Source organism: Alteribacillus sp. YIM 98480, assembly GCF_009765375.1.
Taxonomy (GTDB): domain Bacteria; phylum Bacillota; class Bacilli; order Bacillales; family Marinococcaceae; genus Alteribacillus.
This window is the reverse complement of sequence record NZ_VTOK01000001.1, coordinates 185,635-202,643: the sequence shown is the minus strand read 5'-3', so window position 1 is coordinate 202,643 and position 17,009 is coordinate 185,635. Positions and strand designations below refer to the sequence as shown.

Sequence of the window (17,009 nt, the reverse complement as noted above, 5' to 3'; positions counted from 1 at the left end):
TTAAATTTATTTAAAATAAAATACGGACATTTTATTTAAATTTTTATTTAATGTTCGTTTTTTCATCAATTTCACTTTAGAAATTAAATAACATCTATGGGGGTACAAAAAAGTGAACTTTTTATCATCTTGGAAAAACACCGTTCTATTATTGGTTCTTACTCTTGTTTTAGCAGGCTGCGGTCAAGATTCAGGACAAGCTGAAGGTGGAGAAACCGAGGAAACAGATAATCAAAATGAAGAAGAAACAGTGGGTATCATTGGTCCGATGGAAGTAGAAATCGATATTTTACGTTCTAATATGGAGGTAGAAGAAGAAAAAGACATCGCTGGTATGACGTTTTATGAAGGAACTCTAAAAGATGAGAATATTGTGCTCGTTCAATCAGGCATCGGGAAAGTCAATGCCTCGATTGCAGCTCAAATTCTTCTTAGTGAATTTAATGTTGATGCATTGATCAATTCAGGTGTAGCAGGAAGTATACATCCTGATGTAGGTCTTGGCGACATTGTAATTTCTACCCAAACAGTTCACCATGATATGGATGAAACAGCTAAAGATTATGAACCTGGCCAAATTCCCTATATGGACGTACTGTACTTTGAAGCTGATGATGAATTGATTTCTCTTGCAGAAGAAGGAACAGAAGGATTGCCTGACTATGTGGATGTGTTCACTGAAACAGTGGCTACCGGTGACCAATTTATTGACAGCGAAGAAAAATCGCAATGGATTAACGAAACGTTTGACGCTTACGTAGTAGAAATGGAAGGCGCTGCAGTTGGCCAAATTGCCTACTTGAATGACGTCCCATACGTTGTCATTCGCTCTGCTTCCGACGACGCCGGAGAAGAAGCAGCAGAAATTCAAGAAAACTTCGTCGAAGAAGCGGCACAAAACTCCAGTCACGTTATTGAAGAAATACTTGAAAACAAGTAATACCAAAGAGCCCCTGAATCGGGGGCTTTTTGTTTTATATTTTATTTTCAAAAGACTTTCTCAACCTCATTTATTTGTATAAATCATTGCGCAAGTACCCAACAAAACAGTTCACTTCATTTGTTTTCATTACCCTCAGACATTTATGCTGTTAGTCTAATAAAAGGCAACGCAATAAAACTAATAATAATTACAAAAATAAATGCCTTCCATAATACTTCCCTATAAAAAATAATATTAACGTTTTATGTTCATAAGTGCCCAGGTTTTTCTCTTTCAACTTATACCTCTCCTTATCAGCCATCTGAAAACGGTCTCCATTATCAGGATAGATTGCACAACCAATAGAAACCCCAAAATAGGAAATGTTCACGACCTCATTATGTTCTAGTTCTTTACGGAGATCTTAATAAAATATCTTCGAAAATACTTCGCTTGAATTTGGAATGAGGATTAAATATTCATCGCCTCCCCACCTTGCAATAAAATCATCTTTCTTAAGATAAAGGATATAGCCTGTAACAATTCATCCCCTGTATTATGCCCATATGCATCACTAATTTTCTTGGAATGGTTGAGGTCAATGATAAAAATGTCTAGTTTTTCGTTTCTTTTCTTCGAATGCAAAGAAAATGCTTGGAAGATACTTTCCACTGTTCGTCGATTATACGTATTGGTTAATGGACCTTTTCCAGAATAATATTTTGCTTTGTCATATTGTTTTTCGCGCCACCAGGCAATCAGTAGAAATATAGCTGGTCACACAAAGAGATTCCATTTAAAAGGCAATGCCAAATATTGATGATAATAAAAATAACGAAGAATATTAGCAAATCAACCACCCCGATTGCAAATATTCTCCCACTTATATCCATAAAGATTGCCTCATTTTCTATAGTCAAAGGTATTACAATATTATTTTCTTAATACTGCATTTCACAAATAATAAACTGCTCGTTACCATGAACTGAGCACTATTATATTTTTAAAAGAGATCGATTTCATTTCAGACAATCCATCAATATGACCCCAGTTTTTTCATAAGAACTTCCTTATCCGGGAGTCTCTGAACGAAAATAACCACACCCTCACTCGTCCGTTTAACCATCAAAGTCTATGGCGTTTAAAGGCATAGAAGAATTACGTAAAAATTGAAAAGCGTATCTACTTTTGAAATGCACCCTCTGAGAATTCAGCTCATATAGGATGTTCGATTTATGTAATCAAGTCCTTATATTTTTTCTTTTTTTACAAATAATACATCATGATTACATAGAAGGAGGCGTGAAAAGTGGAGAAGAATGAATCACAGGAAGAAACAGATATAAAAAGAACAATGAAAGAACATTATCTAAATAAAAAATTAGTCTCCTCGGAACTAGGTGATTTATTTTCAAATTATTTAGGTGACTCTTTGTTTTGCTGCGTATATGAACATCATCTTCAAGTAGTTCAAGACGATGAAATTAAAAAATTTATTGAGTTTGCTTTAAATATTTCTAAAAAGCATTTAAGAGCCATAGAGGAAATTTTTACAAAAGAAAAAATCCCTATTCCCGTAGGATTCGGGGAACAAGATATTCGAAAAGAAGCACCTCGTTTATTTAGCGACGTTTTTATGGTTTTTTATATTACTGAAATGGCAAGAGCAGGCTTTGAAACATACGGCAGTGCTCTCTCTACTTCTTTTAGGAACGATATTATCGAATATTTTGAAACGGGCTTAAATGATACAATATCTACCTATAAACAGGGCATCAACTTGCTGCTTTCAAAAGGGATCGACATTTCTCATCCTGAAATTCCTTATCCTAACAAAGTCGACTTTATAGAAAAAGAATCTTTTATATCTGTTATAGCAGGAAAAACCAGGCCATTAACGGCTTTAGAAATCAAGCAATTACAACTTAACCTCAATACCAATACACTAGGCAAAGCATTAATGATAGCATTTAGCCAAATAGCATCTTCAGAAGAGTTAAGAAGTTATTTTCAAGAAGGATCTCAATTGGCAGAGAAACAAATAACTGAATTAGGACAGATACTTTTGAAAGATATGCTGCCTTCTCCTAAGATAGTGGACTCCCATGTTACCGATTCTACTATTTCACCTTTTTCTGATAAGCTATTGCTTTATCATACTGTATTATCTAATGGAGTTGGGATACAAAATTATGGATCAGCAATGAGTAAAATATTAAGGCATGATGTACACCTTGCTTTTGCTTCACTTTCCGTTGGAATCGGAAAATATGTTAATACAGGAACAAATTTAATGATTAAACAAGGCTGGTTAGAGGAGCCTCCAACGTCCGCTGATCGAGAAAAACTTGCAAAAAATCATTCCTCAAAGTGACAATATGCAACAGGATCCGCCATTCAAGCAATTTGAGGTTCTAAAATCGTGTATTCTCGCAGCTCAAACGGAAAATAAGTAAACATAGGGAGTTTCTTCTGTACTCTTGGATTTTGTGTGGTCACCATTCTTTCGAGATACAGAGAGACTCTCTTTTTTCATGTACATCGAAGGAATTGTTGAATATTCTGGAAATAAAGGGGAATAATAGCTTTTTATTTTTTAGCAATAGAGCAGCAGATAGATATTTGCTATAATTTTCCTAGAGGTGATCCTGTTGTTCAACATACTGCTTATAGAAGATGATGCTTCCCTTTTTAATGAAATGAAAAACCGTCTCTCTCAATGGGAATATGTCGTCTCCGGGATAACAGACTATCAAAAAGTATTGGAAACTTTTACATCTGTAAAGCCTCATTTGGTGATCATAGATATACAGCTGCCGAAATTTGATGGATTTCATTGGTGCCGGATGATTCGTGAACATTCGAATGTGCCGATTATTTTCTTGTCATCCCGTGACCACCCGACAGATATGGTGATGTCCATGAATCTTGGGGCCGATGATTATATTCAGAAACCTTTTCACTTTGATGTGCTGATTGCAAAAATCCAGGCGATCCTGCGCCGGGTATATAACTACAGCACTGCAGTTCCGGACCTTAAAACTTGGCGAGGAGCAACGATTGATTTTGAACGAAATCAAGTGGCGATTGGACAAGCAACGGTTGAGCTGACAAAAAACGAAATGTGGATTTTAAAGCTTTTAATGGAGAATAAAAATCAAATTGTCAGTCGCGAGGATTTAATGACTCGACTATGGGATGATCAGCGATTTATCAGTGACAATACGCTGACGGTCAATGTGAATCGTCTAAGGAAAAAATTGTCTGAGATTGGACTTAATAATACGATCGAGACCAAAATCGGTCAGGGTTATATCGCATTAGAAAAGGAAAATCAATGATTCGAAAATATTTACGAGAGCGGCGCAGCTGGATCCTTATGTTTATGTTTTTACAGGTACTTGCACTGTTTATCACCTATCTCGATTCATCGATTCCATATTCCGCTGTCATGTATTACGTTTTTCTATCAACCATCATTTTCACTATATTTATCATCATTCGTTACCATCAAGAGGTGAAATTTTTCATAGAACTTTCGGAGCGTAAAAAGGATACAGACATCACCACTTTACCCGAGCCAAACCGCCCGTTTGAGAAACTGATAGAACAAAGCATTTCCCAACCGATAGAAGAACTAAAAGCAGAAGTTTCCACTCAGCATACATTACTCGAACAGGAAAAAGATGAAATGCTAGCGTGGATTCATGAAGTGAAAACTCCTTTAACGGCTATGCAATTAATTATTGACCGCGTGGAAGACCGGCACCTGAAATTGCAGCTGACTCATGAATGGATGCGAGTACATTTGCTGCTCGATCAACAGCTCCATCAAAAACGCATGCCATTTATGGAGAATGATCTATATATGGAAAAAATCGAGCTCGCTTCTATCGTTTATAGTGAAATCAACACTCTGCGATCATGGTGTCTGCAAAAAGGTATTGGTTTTAATATTGATTTGACAGTTATAAATGTACTTAGCGATTCAAAATGGCTCTCTTTTATCATTCGCCAGTTTCTCACAAACGCCGTAAAATATAGTGAAAAAGGTTCAGATATTTCCATATCAAGCAGCAAGCATAACGGACAAACTATTTTCACGGTGGCTGACAGCGGGCGCGGCATTGAGGCACGCGACCTGCAGCGTATTTTTGACAAAGGCTTTACCTCAACGAGTCAACATCAAGACAACACTGCATCTGGAATGGGGCTCTACTTAGCAAAAAAAGTGGCATCTTCCCTGCATATTCATATTAACGTTCAATCGGAATTCGGCTGCGGTACCTCTTTTTCTCTTACTTTTCCAAAAGCAAATGAATTTGTCGATATTCAAGGCGTGTGACAAAAATGTCACTCGCTTTTCTTTTTTGTTCGATGGTTGAAAGGACAGACGTATTTGAAGTTTATATAATAAAGATAACAATGTATGGGGGAATACAAATGACTATTTTAGAAGCGAATAAAATTTATAAAAGCTATGGAAACAAATTTACAAAGCAAGAGGTGTTAAAAGGCATTGATGTCAGAATTGAAAAGGGCGAATTTCTTACAATTATGGGTGCCTCTGGTTCCGGAAAGACGACTTTATTAAATGTGCTTTCTTCTATTGACCGTTTGAGCCGCGGCACTATTAAAATAGAAGGCAAAGATTTAACTAGTCAAAAAGAAAAGCAGTTAGCCGCATTTAGAAAACACCATTTAGGCTTTATTTTTCAAGAATACAATTTATTGAATACGTTGACGGTTAAAGAGAATATATTGCTTCCATTATCAATAACAAAAGTCTCGAAACAAGAAGCAAATAAAAAATTTCAGGAAATAGCCTTAGAACTTGGCATTGAAGACGTTCAACATAAATATCCAATCGAAATCTCCGGCGGGCAGAAACAACGAACCTCTGCAGCTAGAGCTTTCATCCACAACCCTAGTATTATTTTTGCAGATGAGCCAACAGGTGCACTTGACTCTAAATCTGCTTCTGATTTATTAGATAAAATGAGCAATTTAAATGAAAAACACCTGGCAACTATTGTCATGGTTACGCATGACCCTGTTGCCGCAAGCTACAGCAGCCGTGTTATCTTTATTAAAGACGGACAGATCTATACGCAGTTGAATAAAGGGGATCAGACACGCCAAACGTTTCTAAAAGACATCATGACTACACAAGGTGTATTGGGCGGGGTGCAATATGAGCATTAACCAACTCATTTTGCGTAATTTAAAGAAAAATGTACAAAGCTACTATCTTTATGTATTTGCTCTAATTTTCAGTGCCGCGCTTTATTTAATGTTTGTTACCCTTCAATACGACCCATCGATGGATGAAGCGACGGGATCGATAAAAGGGGCAGCTGCCGTGCGGACAGCTTCGATTTTACTCGTAGCGATTGTCTCGATTTTTCTCTTGTACGCAAATAATCTGTTCATTAAACGCCGCAGTAAAGAAATTGGTCTGTTTCAACTGATTGGATTGACTAAGAATCGCATCTTCTGGATATTGAGTGCAGAAAATTTGATCCTTTATTTCAGCTCCGTATTAATCGGAAGTATACTTGGATTTTCTGCATCAAAATTAGTGACCATGATTTTATTTAAGGTGACTGATGTAGAAGCTGTTGCTTCTTTACATTTCTCAGCTCAAGCATTTTGGCAGACCATAATGGTGTTTAGTGGTATTTCTTTGTTGATCTTATTGATGAACTATGTATTTATCAAACACCAAAGTATTCTCTCTTTGTTTCATGTAAGATCGAAAACCGAAATACACATTAAGAAAATATCCATCATCGAAGGTTTTATGGGAGTGTGTGGAATCTTACTCATTGCTGGCGGTTATTATGTATCTTCGAAATTATTCGATGGGGATTTCGTTTCTATCAACCAACTGTTTCTAGCAATGATTTTCATTCTATCCTCTGTCATTATCGGTACGTATTTTTTCTACAAAGGTTCTGTCTGCTTTCTAGCAAATATTCTTCGAAAAAATAAAGACGGCTACTTGAATATTAATCAAGTCATGTCCATGTCCTCAATTATGTTCCGAATGAAATCAAACGCTGTGCTATTGACGGTCATTACTACGGTTTCTGCTCTTGCAATCGGTTTGTTATCGTTAAGCTATATTTCCTACTATTCTGCTGAAAAAACCGCTGAAAGTAATGCACCTGCTGATTTCGCTTTTATTAGTACAGAAGATGCCAATGCTTTTGGCGACGTATTAGCTGAACATGAAATTGGATATAATGATCTAACCCGTGAGGTTGTAATGGCAGAAATAAATATTAAGGATATAGTAGGAACGAACATAGATGACTTAAATACTAATGGCGGAATGATGACGATGCCGATTGTTAGCGATAGTTATGTGGAAAATGTAGATGTGAGCCAAAATGAAACACAATTTACCGGCTCGAGCGATGCGATGCAGCAGCTTATGAGTTTTAAAGAATCCGGGGACATCGTGATTCATGGATTAAACGAAGCAATCGAACGAGAATATATCGGTGTAACCAAAGAAGACGTTCTCCCATTGTACTTTACAGCGGGCCTTCCGACAGTTGTTGTCGATGATGATACATTTAAAAAGATTTCGGCCGATTCAAATGCGGACATCCAACGTGAATCATCCGTGTTCGTTGGGTTTAACTTAGAAAATGCTTCATCAATAGAAGAAGCGAATCATCTCTTTCAAGAGATGCCGCTAAGTGAGGAACATGGTAACGCCTCTCAATATGCATCAGCCCAAATACAGAAACAGAATATGGGGCTTTACATGTTTATCGTCGGCTTTCTTGGCTTAACGTTTTTAATCACGTCTGGTTGTATTCTCTACTTCAAGCAGATGGATGAAAGTGAAGAAGAACAACCGAATTATACCATTCTAAGAAAACTAGGCTTCACCATTAAAGATTTGGTAAAAGGTATTCAGGGTAAACAACTGTTCAACTTTGGAATTCCGCTCATCGTAGGCCTGCTGCATAGCTATTTCGCAGTCCAATCCGGCTGGTTTTTCTTCGGAACCGAGGTGTGGACGCCAATGCTTCTTGTCATGGGTATATATACAGCGCTGTATTCCATTTTTGGTTTGTTGTCTGTAATCTATTATAAAAAAATTATAAAAGAATCATTGAAATAAAGCGTAAGCGGCTGAGTGTTCCTGGTATTATGTGCATTCGAGCCGCTGAACGTTGAACGGAAACACACTTTTGGAAAATGAACTTCAAGTCCCAGCAGGATCCTGGAGTTTTTCAGCAGACACTGTTTTAGATTAAATATATCTAAACATTTTTATCAAACAGATGTCGCATCGTGGTTTTCGTACTTTTTTTACTTCTCTCTCCATTATCTCTAGTTGAATTAAAATGATAGCATGACTATTCCAGATTATAATCCCTTCCTTTATTCGATAAATTCAATGTTTAACATATTTAGAATCAGCCGAATGCCTGCTAGGTCCTTCGTACGTCCACTCAAATGCAACCTATCCTCATAGTATGTAATATAATAGTTTTTTTACCATCTTGTTCAGGGGGAATTAATGTGAATAAAACCAACAAGACTAAGAACGGCTCAGCTAGTCGCAAATCAAAATCTGATACTAGCTCAAAAGCCACAGGAATAAAAGGCTCTATTAACATTAATCCTGAAATTCACACTACTGTGGGAAAATCAAAGGAAGAGCCTTTAAAAAATAATATATCTACCGAATTTAGATTTCCTAGTGCAGAGCTTCCTGAACCTTTATTTTGGTCTTCTATTCCTAATACAATATTTCTTACTATTCATATAACTAATGCTTGTTCTCAAAATATCACTCTCATAGTAAGAAAGCTAAATGAAGAAGAAATATTATTCAGGATTCCAGTTGGTGGAAGTTTAATCCTTTTAGAGAGTGACGTTCATACTTTATCTATTGCATGCCGTGAAGGAGAAGAAGAATGCTTCTGTTCTGGGACTCTAAACGGGAATATAGAATTTTAACACTAGTAATGACTCCTACAATAATCGAAGGTGGTCAACTTTATATAAAAGTTGACCACCTTCTGTTATGTCAGGGCAAGAATGAAGTAACCTTACAGCCGCAAGTATTATAATCATTTTTCATTAAACGATTTTTGTGCAATAAAAAATGCTAAAGTGGCAGCTAACAATCCCATAAGAAAAGGGTATGAATGAGTTCCAAAAGACACTTTTTGGTTTAAATTAGCTTCCCGATAAGAAAAATCAGACAAATACATAGATGTAAGCATCATACCTGACATTATTTCAAAGACAATGTACAGTATGCCAAAACTAACGATAAACAGTAAGTATTTTTTCATTTCTTCACTTCCTCTCTTTTATATCAAACACTTGAGTGCCTCTCATTACTAATAGTTCTTTCGTTTTAAATTTTGCTTCCCGATCACACTAACCATAGCTTCTTCTCATATTGAATACAAAAAACTAACTTTAATTGTTTCAAATAACCAAAAATATTTTAAACAATCATGCGCTTCAACTCACCAAAAACGCAATATCCTTTTAAAGAGGAAGTTCGTTTTAAGTAAAGAAATCGTGATCACTCGAGCAGCAACGCGCTGAATCTAAGACATAGATCAAATAATATAAATATAGTTATCTCGAACAGAAAAAAATCAATTCCTAGACACACACTTCTAGAAATTGCAATATTGAATACTTTACCTCTATCATACAAACTTATACTAAAGACGATTATTGGAGTTGATTTTTGATGATTGCTTCAATGTATCAGCGCAAAATGAAAGCAGCATTTGTTATAGCAGTTTTTATTATTCTTGCAGGAATTGTTGTGCTGTTTATAGATCTTCCACATTCATCCGATGAATGGTTTAATCTGATTTCTATCGGTTTGGTGGGCATGTTGATGATAAGTATTGCAATCTTCAGCCGGCATAAGTATATGAACGTAAAAGATATACATATTCCTGAACGAATTCCGGTATTATTTAATTAAATTATTTCGTATTAAAAAAAGAAGCCGGGCTTTTCCCTCGACTCTTAAAAAAACCCGAACGAATTGTACCTGTCGTTCGGGTTTTTTCAATGGATTCAATTTGACTTATAAACCTGGCAGAATTCCGCTGAACAAGCTGAGCAGAAAGACCATAAACAGAGCGGTGACACCAGCAACAAAACCACCGATCGACCAGGCCTGTATTGTTTGTGGGATCGTCAGTCTTCCAAATTTATTGACAACCCAGAATCCAGAGTCATTCGGGAGTGAAAGACCAATAGCACCAGCACAAATAGCAAGCCCCATTAATATAGGAGAAATACCGAGATCAGCAGCCATTGGTCCCATGATAGTCGATGTCGTTACTAAAGCAACGGTCGCCGATCCTAGAGAAGCCCGGAGTATTTGAGAGAAAATAAACACTAACAAAACGACCGGAATACTCCAACTCTGCATCGTTTCAACGAGATAATCCCCTATTCCGCTCTCATTAATGACAGCCCCAAATGCACCACCAGCACCAGTTATAAGAATGATCATCCCCCCGGAGCTGATCGCTTCGGAATAAAGCTGAGAATAAGGTGTACTAATATAAGGACGCAAAACAATAATTGCCACAATGACACTGATGAGAAGAGCAACGTTTTTATCCCCGATAAACCCGAGGACACTTGCAGCCGGACCTTCGTCAACCCATAGTCCCGCAACAGTGTTTAACAAGATGAGAAAAATCGGCAATACCAATAGTAAAAACGATAATCCTGTTGAAATTTCTTTACGGGGAGCATCTGTTTTTTCTGGCAGCTGTGCTTCTATGTCTTCCATTGATGGTTTAATTCTTTTACCGATTGCCATTCCATAAATATATCCGCCGACAATAGTGGCCGGAATCGCACAAATGAGCCCGTATACGATAAATAGTCCAAGCTCCGATCCAGTGTTTTCAGCAACAATCAATGGACCTGGTGTTGGTGCAATCATGCTGTGAGATACAATGAGACCGACACCTAAAGCGGTTACAAACGATACAATAGAAATACCGGTTTTTTTCGTTAAACTTTTAACCAAGCCACTAAGGATGACAAAAGCAGCGTCAAAGAAAACAGGGATCGACACAGCTATCCCCGTAATGGAAAGACCAGCAGGGGAGCGTTTAATTCCAAAGACTTTAAGAACTGCTTCTGCTATTTTTTCAATTGCTCCTGAGGCGCCAAGCAATTGCCCAAATACTACGCCAAGCCCAATTAAGATTCCGACCCCAACGAGCGTGCTTCCAAACCCTTCGGTGATGAGTGCCGGAATGTCTTCCGGCGCAAATCCTAAAACAAGTGAGGTGAGAAAAGCAATAACGATTAAAGAAATAAAAGGATCTACTTTCAGCTTTAGAATCATATAAAAGAGTGCAGCGAGTGAAAGAATAAAGACGAGAATTAACATATTTCCTTCCATAGTATAGACCTCCGATTACTGTTCTTCTAAAATGGTGACTACTTCTTTTAACGTTTCTTTATTCCCAACATTACCAGGGAAAATGATATACGGAATGCCAGGGAATTGGCTGTACTTTCCGGTTTGCCAAACTGGTATGCCCGGAGCAATCTGCCCAAGCACTTCTGCTTTTTTCACTTCTAATCCATTCGTTCCTACGTCACTTGATGTTATACCGCCCTTTGCGATAACAAATTTCGGTTCATGCTGACATTGCTTGACAAATTGCGTTACGGAATTAGATATTTTCACGGAAAGCGCGAGCTCTTCTTCCCTTCGATCTTCACCTAAATCAAGACGTTCGCGTGACGTGTAAACACAGACCGTGGTTCCATCCGCTATTTTTTCGTTCATTACCTTTTGCACTCTTTCCGTTTCCCGCTTGAATGCATCATCTTCTTTTACTGCGGGACAGTAGAATTCGACAAACTCAATATTTTTAAGCTGTTTTAATTCATTAAGCTGATCAGTAGATTTCTGGACATGCGATCCAACAATAATTAATCCGCCATTGCTATTTCGCTTCTCATATAGATCACCTGCCTTAAGATAAGGTTTTGATGATATATTGGCCACTTCTTTTGTAAATGTTGCTGCCGTCCGGTATAGAAATTTCTTCCCTTTCGCAAGCGCACCATACAAAGCAGTGCAGAAAACCCGGATGTCTTCATCGGTTACAGCGTTGACAATCAGCTTTTGAAAATGATTCAAACCTATAAGTTTTGCTTCTATAGCCTCAAACTCAAGATTTCTCAATTCGTAGAGCGTTACACGTTGTATGTTATCTTTCGGAAACCGACCAGCCGTTTTTTCTTCGACATAAGCAGCAAGATTGCTGCTTTGAAAACCAAACATGCGGTCTTTAGCAAATTCTGTTTCTCCAACAGGCGTAAACGTCTCCCCCTGCTGGATATAATGTACGTCACCGATGGTCAGTCGGCCTCCCTGACGGAAAAATGGAATGATGATTTCACCATCGATCGCGTCCTCTCCTTCCCGCTCAAGCGTATCTTTCAGCACTTCCGTTTCAAGCGGGTAGTGGCCGCGCAGTGTTGAATCTCCTCGGCTTATAAGAAGAAACGGCATTTCCTTTTTCTTTGACACACGTGCGATCCTTTCAGCAATATCCGTATGGACCTTTTTTGTTTCTTCTTCTGAAAAAGAGCGTGAATTCGTTAAAATAAAAATGAGCTGTCTTGGATCATCAAATGCCTGCTCGATCGTTTCTTCTGTCCAATCAGTGAAGACCGGAATGTCATGGACGGTTTGTACGCCGGTTGGATCATCATCGAGCGCGATAATTTTATGATGAAAATTTTTAAAGCGGCTTTCAAAGCATTCATTAATTGTTTCTGTAGAATATTCCTGTAAAGAATCGACAATTTCTTTTACATTAGACATTCTGCTTCCCACCTTTTGGTACTTGATAATTCGATAAAGATTCATAGTATTGGAGAACACCACAATGATCAATCGTCTGTTTACCGTGTGATGTGAGCGACTGAAACATTTCCGCGACATCTGATGTAAGCGGGAGCGGCGCGCCAATCTCTTTTCCGGTTGCAAGGACATTTGTTAAATCTTTTAAATTAATATCAATGCGTCCACCAGCTTCAAAATTCCGCTCAAGAATCATCGGAATCTTGGCATCAAGTACATTACTTCCAGCCAGACCACCGCGAATGGCCTCATACATTTTTTCAATATCAACCCCTGCTTTAGAAGCGAGAAGAACAGCTTCAGACATCGCCGCCATTGTAACGTTTACAAGAATTTGATTGGCAAGTTTTGTTGTAGAACCAGCCCCGGCTTCTCCAACTCGGACTATGTCTTGTCCCATTGCTTTTAGCACAGGCAGTGCTTTTTCAAATGCAAATTCGCTTCCGCCTGCCATAATGGAAAGGGTTCCATCTATTGCTTTTGGCTCTCCGCCGCTCACCGGCGCGTCAATAAATTCTACATTCTTTTCAGCCAACTGTTCCGCCCATTGTTTTGATTCGACGGGTGAAACAGAACTCATATCAACAACAATTGTTTCTTTGTGTAAATATGGCAGAAGCTGTTCGTTAATCACCTGATTAATAATGGCCGCATTGGGCAGCATCGTAATAACAATATCGCTTTTTTCTGTTACAGCGCTGGCATCCTCTACTACTTGAGCTCCTGCTTTTTTCACCTCATTTTTTGCCTCTTCGCTAATATCAAACGCTTTCAAAGAAAACCCAGCTTTTAATAGATTCAAAGCCATAGGTTTTCCCATAATACCGAGACCAATAAATCCTACCTGCATATCAAAAACTCCTTTTGTAACTGTTTTCAAGTTGTTCTGGATAGAATTATAATACAATCATTTTATTTTGTATACATTTTTATGTTAATTTGTATACATTTTATTTCAGATTGTACGGAAAGGTGTTTGTTCATGTATAATAAGAAAAGCGCTAACAACTTGAAAACGGAATTCGGCTAAAGTATAAAAGAACGTCTTTTAAAAACGTACACATCAACACATAGAAGCTCTATGCCGCAACACCCCAGCACGTGACATTATAGGGACGTCGCGTGTACCCGATGCCGGCTGAATGCTGGATTCGGTTTTGATTGTCTATCATAGAACAGGAGAATCAGTATGAATAAAAATGAAAAGAAAACGTCACAATTGTACGCATATAAACAAATAAGAGATAAAATACTGAATGGAGAATACGAAGGCGGGACAAAGCTGACGGAAATGAATCTTGCAGAGAGCATCGGCGTGAGCCGCACCCCGATCCGGGAGGCCATCAGAAGACTTGAGCAGGAAGGATTAATTAAAAATAAAAAAGTATTTAAACCAACCGAAACAGATATACGTCACTTATTTGAAATGCGTATCTTAATAGAAAGCTTTTCCGCAAAGAAAGCAGCCCGTTACATGATCGATGACCAAATCGAACAATTACGAGCCTGTGTTCATTATGCGAAAACCAACAAGGATACAGAAGAGATTATCTATTACAATAAGCAATTTCATGACCTGATCGTCCGCGAATCCAGAAACCCAATCATGATTAAAAATTTCGAACATATGCAAGCGATCATCTATTTGTTCAGCCGCGCTGTAGTAAGCCACAAACGTCCATTTCTCGTAGAAGAACACGGCGATATCTGTGAAGCGATCGCAAACCATAGACCAGAACAAGCCAGTGATTTAATGAAATCACACCTAGAAGCTGACCTTGAGTTTGCCTTGAATATTGTAACGTGAAAACGGCGATGGTTATTAGCCTCTTATTTTTAATAATGAGAAAATAACTTAATCTTCTGTAAGGGGGAGGAATAAAAGAAGTGCAAGTTCAAAGGGCAATTTTTGTGGTGTTGCGATAAATGCCTTTATCGTCGTGTCTTCTCATGGTGTCTTCTATGTCCATTTTCGTAAACAATTCCACGAAAAGTTAGGTCGTGTTAGGAAAAAAGCGGCAAATACGTCATCATCATCGCTGATCCGGCAAATCCTTCACCGGCGATTAACGCGATGATCACATACTAATTTTCCAGAGGAGTGGCTAGACCGTTCCCCAAATAATTTAAATTTTTCTTTTTTACGTGCTTTTACTAATATAATGTCCTGTCTGCTATGCCGCTGCTGCCCCAAGCATAATAATTCGAAAAACTCGACTTGACGCCAGTCCTTATGGCACAAGTCGAAGTTTTGCTTATACTTTAAAAAACCCATTTTAAGGTGAAATTAAATTGATCTGTTCTTCTTCACCGCTTGCTAAATCGAAACGAAACAAGGCATATTTGTTAGAACCGTTTGTATTTCGGCTCATTTTGATGTAGTAGAGGTTTTCATTATGTACTTCTGCGTTCATTACGCTGTCATCGATGTGGAGCCGCTTGCCCTCTGTCATCAAATCCGGATCGTACTGTACCATATCATATTCATAGTCACCGCTTTCATTCCAGTTCATGATAGTCTGGAATAAAAGATTACTGTTGTCCGGAGATATCACTACTTCACTGATTGGTATTTCGGTATCCTCATCGGAAACAAGTTTTAGTGACTGCGGATTGTCCATATTCATTTCGTATATCCGATCAGTAGATTCAAACATGGAATCCGGTGTAACGTTTTCAAAATCATCTGGAAGAATCATCAGCAAGTTTTCCCCGCCTTCTTTCAGCTGAAGTGAATCTGGAGAATACGCGTCAAACGAACGGATTTCTTCCAGCGTTCCATCTTGTTCTAATGTATGCAGAGAAGAAGAATATGGAATGAATCCCTCTTGAGGCGCTTCCTCGATGTTAAGCAGAATACCGCCGATGATCAGCCTGTCATGAGTTGGATCTACAACAAGATCCGTCATCACCCCGCGCATGCTGACGAGTTCATCCGTATCTTCACCTTCTACCTGCACAACATCGCTGTACTCCAGCTGAAATTTCTGCTCTCCCTCCGGCTCGGGAGGATAGCCGGTCGTATGAATAAATGACAGGTTGTTCTCTTCAGTAAAGACAGGGCTTTTGATCTCCCGGTCTTCATCAGCTTCAAATACACGCTTTACGCCGCTTTCTGTTTGCTTATATAACACCTGCATCTGCTCTTCTTCTAAGACGAAAGCAATCTGCCCGTTGTGATTTACTGTAAATTCTCCAGTAAAAGCGGGCTGGATGTTTTCTGCAGACTCGCTCGATATCGCCGCTGCTGCTATTACCATAATCGCTGCTGTACAAAGGACTCCGATCAGCCATTTTTTCATAGGAGAAACCTCCCTGGTATGAATTAGTATTCATTTTAGCAAAAATTGACTGTGAATTTTGCGAAGTAATCTATAGAAATGTGTAAAAATGACAATTTTGGAGAAAGTTGATTAGATTCAAAGAGAGTCGAGTTACTCTCCTCCTAACACCCGGGTTCAAGATGACAAGATAAGAGAAATACTGAATCATAATGTGTGCAAGCTGCTTTCACCATTGCAGCTCTCGACACTAACAACAATTCATACAAACCTCACATGTCCAGTGTCCGTTTGACATTATGACTAAACGTCTTTCTATATTGTTGAGGGGTTTGCTGGAAGTGTTTTCGAAAAGCATGATAAAAACTAGAAGAATTCTGGAATCCTGCTTCATAACAAATATCCACAATAGATAGATTAGTCGTTTTCAGAAGCTGAAGAGCCTTGTTTATTCGTATTTTTTCTAAATAGCAGCGTGGAGTTTCTAACGCGATCTTTTTAAAAAGCCGTCCTAGATAATATGGGCTTATGCCAATATGTCGTGCTATGTGCTGCATCGTTATATTTTCTTTATAATGTGTTTGAATATAGGCTTTTGTATCATTAATGACTTCCATCTTTGGATTAAAACGTATAGTATCAGGCCTGCACCTTTTGCAAGGGCGGAAACCTGCTCGTTTTGCCTCTTCAAATGTTTGAAAAAAGGTGATATTTATTTTGTTCGGTCTTCGAGACTTACAGGAGGGGCGGCAAACGATTCCTGTCGTTTTCACCGCATAGAAAAATAGGCCGTCATATGCATCATCGCAAGCATGAACTATTTTTATTAATTCACTAAAAGAAAACTTTGTATAAACAGCCATAACGTTCAACTCCTTTTTTCACTTCACCATTT

Annotated in this window: 16 protein-coding genes; 9 read left to right on the top strand and 7 right to left on the bottom strand. The window is 38.2% G+C overall.

What is annotated here, in order from left to right; all coding sequences use genetic code 11:
- Window positions 1-112 precede the first annotated feature (112 nt).
- Window positions 113-940, top strand: coding sequence for a 5'-methylthioadenosine/adenosylhomocysteine nucleosidase (locus FZF09_RS00870; RefSeq protein ID WP_233269356.1), 828 nt, complete (start codon window positions 113-115; stop codon window positions 938-940).
- A 453-nt stretch (window positions 941-1,393) separates the two neighbouring features.
- Here FZF09_RS00870 and FZF09_RS23275 read toward each other — a convergent pair whose 3' ends face one another.
- Entirely contained in the window at window positions 1,394-1,681 is a 288-nt protein-coding gene (locus FZF09_RS23275) for a GGDEF domain-containing protein (RefSeq protein ID WP_370514413.1), read from the bottom strand.
- A 550-nt stretch (window positions 1,682-2,231) separates the two neighbouring features.
- Between FZF09_RS23275 and FZF09_RS00860 the strand changes: the two genes are divergently transcribed.
- From FZF09_RS00860 to FZF09_RS00835, 6 genes are all read left to right on the top strand, one after another.
- Complete coding sequence (locus FZF09_RS00860; protein WP_233269355.1) at window positions 2,232-3,296, top strand: DUF3231 family protein; 1,065 nt, start codon at window positions 2,232-2,234, stop codon at window positions 3,294-3,296.
- Between the two features lie 277 nt (window positions 3,297-3,573).
- On the top strand, window positions 3,574-4,263 hold the full coding sequence (locus FZF09_RS00855; RefSeq protein ID WP_158734680.1) for a response regulator transcription factor: 690 nt from the start codon (window positions 3,574-3,576) through the stop codon (window positions 4,261-4,263).
- Complete coding sequence (locus FZF09_RS00850; RefSeq protein WP_158734679.1) at window positions 4,260-5,267, top strand: sensor histidine kinase; 1,008 nt, start codon at window positions 4,260-4,262, stop codon at window positions 5,265-5,267. Before FZF09_RS00855 ends, FZF09_RS00850 begins: the two co-directional genes overlap by 4 nt.
- A 98-nt stretch (window positions 5,268-5,365) precedes the next feature.
- Window positions 5,366-6,127, top strand: a complete 762-nt coding sequence (locus FZF09_RS00845; RefSeq protein WP_158734678.1) for an ABC transporter ATP-binding protein — start codon at window positions 5,366-5,368, stop codon at window positions 6,125-6,127.
- A complete protein-coding gene (locus FZF09_RS00840; protein WP_158734677.1) occupies window positions 6,117-8,063 on the top strand; it encodes an FtsX-like permease family protein in 1,947 nt (648 codons plus the stop codon). The genes FZF09_RS00845 and FZF09_RS00840 overlap by 11 nt, the downstream gene beginning before the upstream one ends.
- Before the next feature lie 404 nt (window positions 8,064-8,467).
- Window positions 8,468-8,908 carry an S-Ena type endospore appendage gene (locus FZF09_RS00835; protein WP_158734676.1) on the top strand — a complete coding sequence of 147 codons (441 nt, stop codon included), beginning with the start codon at window positions 8,468-8,470 and terminating at the stop codon, window positions 8,906-8,908.
- Window positions 8,909-9,021: 113 nt separating this feature from the next.
- Here the strand turns inward: FZF09_RS00835 and FZF09_RS00830 are convergent, their stop codons facing one another.
- A complete protein-coding gene (locus FZF09_RS00830; protein WP_158734675.1) occupies window positions 9,022-9,249 on the bottom strand; it encodes a hypothetical protein in 228 nt (75 codons plus the stop codon).
- Between the two features lie 413 nt (window positions 9,250-9,662).
- Here FZF09_RS00830 and FZF09_RS00825 point away from each other — a divergent pair, with 413 nt between their 5' ends.
- Window positions 9,663-9,905 (top strand): hypothetical protein, encoded by a 243-nt coding sequence (locus tag FZF09_RS00825; RefSeq protein WP_158734674.1) that lies wholly within the window; start codon window positions 9,663-9,665, stop codon window positions 9,903-9,905.
- Between the two features lie 105 nt (window positions 9,906-10,010).
- Here FZF09_RS00825 and FZF09_RS00820 read toward each other — a convergent pair whose 3' ends face one another.
- The 3 genes from FZF09_RS00820 to garR are packed head-to-tail and all read right to left on the bottom strand — an operon-like array spanning window position 10,011 to window position 13,713.
- Window positions 10,011-11,354: a GntP family permease gene (locus FZF09_RS00820; RefSeq protein WP_233269354.1), complete on the bottom strand. Its 1,344-nt coding sequence runs from the start codon at window positions 11,352-11,354 to the stop codon at window positions 10,011-10,013.
- 15 nt (window positions 11,355-11,369) lie between these two features.
- The gene (locus FZF09_RS00815) at window positions 11,370-12,794 is read right to left on the bottom strand and encodes a four-carbon acid sugar kinase family protein (RefSeq protein WP_158734673.1); all 1,425 of its coding nucleotides are present in this window, start codon (window positions 12,792-12,794) and stop codon (window positions 11,370-11,372) included.
- Entirely contained in the window at window positions 12,787-13,713 is a 927-nt protein-coding gene (garR, locus tag FZF09_RS00810; protein WP_255450265.1) for a 2-hydroxy-3-oxopropionate reductase, read from the bottom strand. The genes FZF09_RS00815 and garR overlap by 8 nt, the downstream gene beginning before the upstream one ends.
- Before the next feature lie 309 nt (window positions 13,714-14,022).
- Here garR and FZF09_RS00805 point away from each other — a divergent pair, with 309 nt between their 5' ends.
- Window positions 14,023-14,640: a GntR family transcriptional regulator gene (locus FZF09_RS00805; protein WP_158734671.1), complete on the top strand. Its 618-nt coding sequence runs from the start codon at window positions 14,023-14,025 to the stop codon at window positions 14,638-14,640.
- A 469-nt stretch (window positions 14,641-15,109) separates the two neighbouring features.
- Here FZF09_RS00805 and FZF09_RS00800 read toward each other — a convergent pair whose 3' ends face one another.
- Together FZF09_RS00800 and FZF09_RS00795 are read right to left on the bottom strand one after the other, a co-directional pair.
- On the bottom strand, window positions 15,110-16,135 hold the full coding sequence (locus tag FZF09_RS00800) for a hypothetical protein (protein ID WP_158734670.1): 1,026 nt from the start codon (window positions 16,133-16,135) through the stop codon (window positions 15,110-15,112).
- Window positions 16,136-16,386: 251 nt separating this feature from the next.
- Complete coding sequence (locus FZF09_RS00795) at window positions 16,387-16,977, bottom strand: bifunctional transcriptional activator/DNA repair enzyme AdaA (protein ID WP_158734669.1); 591 nt, start codon at window positions 16,975-16,977, stop codon at window positions 16,387-16,389.
- Between the last annotated feature and the right edge of the window lie 32 nt (window positions 16,978-17,009).

What these genes read in the sequence shown, in the direction of transcription:
- FZF09_RS00825 (WP_158734674.1), top strand. Translation starts at nt 9,663, where the DNA reads ATGATTGCTTCAATGTATCAGCGCAAAATGAAAGCAGCATTTGTTATA.
- FZF09_RS00815 (WP_158734673.1), bottom strand. Translation starts at nt 12,794, where the DNA reads ATGTCTAATGTAAAAGAAATTGTCGATTCTTTACAGGAATATTCTACA.
- FZF09_RS00805 (WP_158734671.1), top strand. Translation starts at nt 14,023, where the DNA reads ATGAATAAAAATGAAAAGAAAACGTCACAATTGTACGCATATAAACAA.
- FZF09_RS00850 (WP_158734679.1), top strand. Translation starts at nt 4,260, where the DNA reads ATGATTCGAAAATATTTACGAGAGCGGCGCAGCTGGATCCTTATGTTT.
- FZF09_RS00830 (WP_158734675.1), bottom strand. Translation starts at nt 9,249, where the DNA reads ATGAAAAAATACTTACTGTTTATCGTTAGTTTTGGCATACTGTACATT.
- FZF09_RS00840 (WP_158734677.1), top strand. Translation starts at nt 6,117, where the DNA reads ATGAGCATTAACCAACTCATTTTGCGTAATTTAAAGAAAAATGTACAA.
- FZF09_RS00845 (WP_158734678.1), top strand. Translation starts at nt 5,366, where the DNA reads ATGACTATTTTAGAAGCGAATAAAATTTATAAAAGCTATGGAAACAAA.
- FZF09_RS00820 (WP_233269354.1), bottom strand. Translation starts at nt 11,354, where the DNA reads ATGGAAGGAAATATGTTAATTCTCGTCTTTATTCTTTCACTCGCTGCA.
- FZF09_RS00800 (WP_158734670.1), bottom strand. Translation starts at nt 16,135, where the DNA reads ATGAAAAAATGGCTGATCGGAGTCCTTTGTACAGCAGCGATTATGGTA.
- FZF09_RS00795 (WP_158734669.1), bottom strand. Translation starts at nt 16,977, where the DNA reads ATGGCTGTTTATACAAAGTTTTCTTTTAGTGAATTAATAAAAATAGTT.